Genomic DNA, 1,040 nt, shown 5'->3' with positions numbered 1-1,040 from the left:
TTTTTTCTGGTTATCTATCAAACATAGGATAATCAATGATTTATTCTTTTAACTTTTAGATGAAGGATATGCGCTATCTTACGTCAACCAGATTTCTACAATCATAGGAACTGTTAAGTTAAAGAAAAGGAATTGCTTCCTATAGGATGTAGGTTTTATTTAGAGTATGGTTTCCTACAAACATACTTAAGTCTTCTGTCAATTAGAGGAGAGGAGGGCTATTAACAGAGAGACTAATCCATTACCTTTCAGATATCATTCGCATTAGGGGATAGTAGGAATTCAATGGAAAGGTAGAATCTAATAAGAGAACTCTTGCATATTGGGGGAGGTAGAAGAGAAATGTTAATAGATAGGAAGGAGGGTAGGATGGAAGATTTGATTCAAAGATATTATATCTTGTCCTCTTCTTCACTAAGTGTAGCTTAGAAAGACACACGTATATTTTTATCAAGACTAATGTCAATCAAGACAAGACAAAGTCTAAGTCAATGACTAAGATATCAATGTCTAACTAAGACTATGATAATGTCAATGTCTATCAATCAAGACTATGAACAAGACAAGACTATGTCTATCAAGTCAAAGTCTATGTCTATCAATGATAAAAGATAAAAGATATTATGATTTGATATAAGAAGGTAGTTGACTTTTAAAAGAATAAAAGAAATCAAGATATCAATGTCAATGACTATGTCTAAGACTATGTCAAGACTAATCAAGATATCAAGAATCAAAACGTATGCGTCTGTATCGAATTGTGGGAGGTTTTCTTGGAGAACCCAAGGGAGAGTGGCCCCCTTGATTAGAGGGCCGGAGAATGGCTTATAGGAAGGCGTATGTTGATGTTAAGATACCATTGAGGTCGAGGTTACCTTTCGTTGGTTTAGGTGGAAGTTTATCAAAGTCTGCCGCTGAGAGATTCTCTTTTGCAAACTGTTCAATCTTATCCAACATATCCCATTCAGGATTACTATAAAGTTCAACCATTGTTTCACGAACTGTCTCATACATAGTTTGAGCATCTGCTGGAATAGTTC

Annotated in this window: 1 protein-coding gene; it reads right to left on the bottom strand. The window is 34.8% G+C overall.

Features of this window, described 5'->3' with window-relative positions:
• Positions 1 to 825: 825 nt before the first annotated feature.
• On the bottom strand, positions 826 to 1,040 hold a 215-nt coding region (locus N1032_RS23730; protein WP_259542842.1), incomplete at its 5' end, for a DNA-directed RNA polymerase.

Origin of the sequence: Herbiconiux daphne, assembly GCF_024979295.1 — a bacterium.
Classification (GTDB): Bacteria; Actinomycetota; Actinomycetes; order Actinomycetales; family Microbacteriaceae; genus Herbiconiux; species Herbiconiux daphnes.
This window is presented reverse-complemented; position numbering and strand designations above follow the sequence as displayed.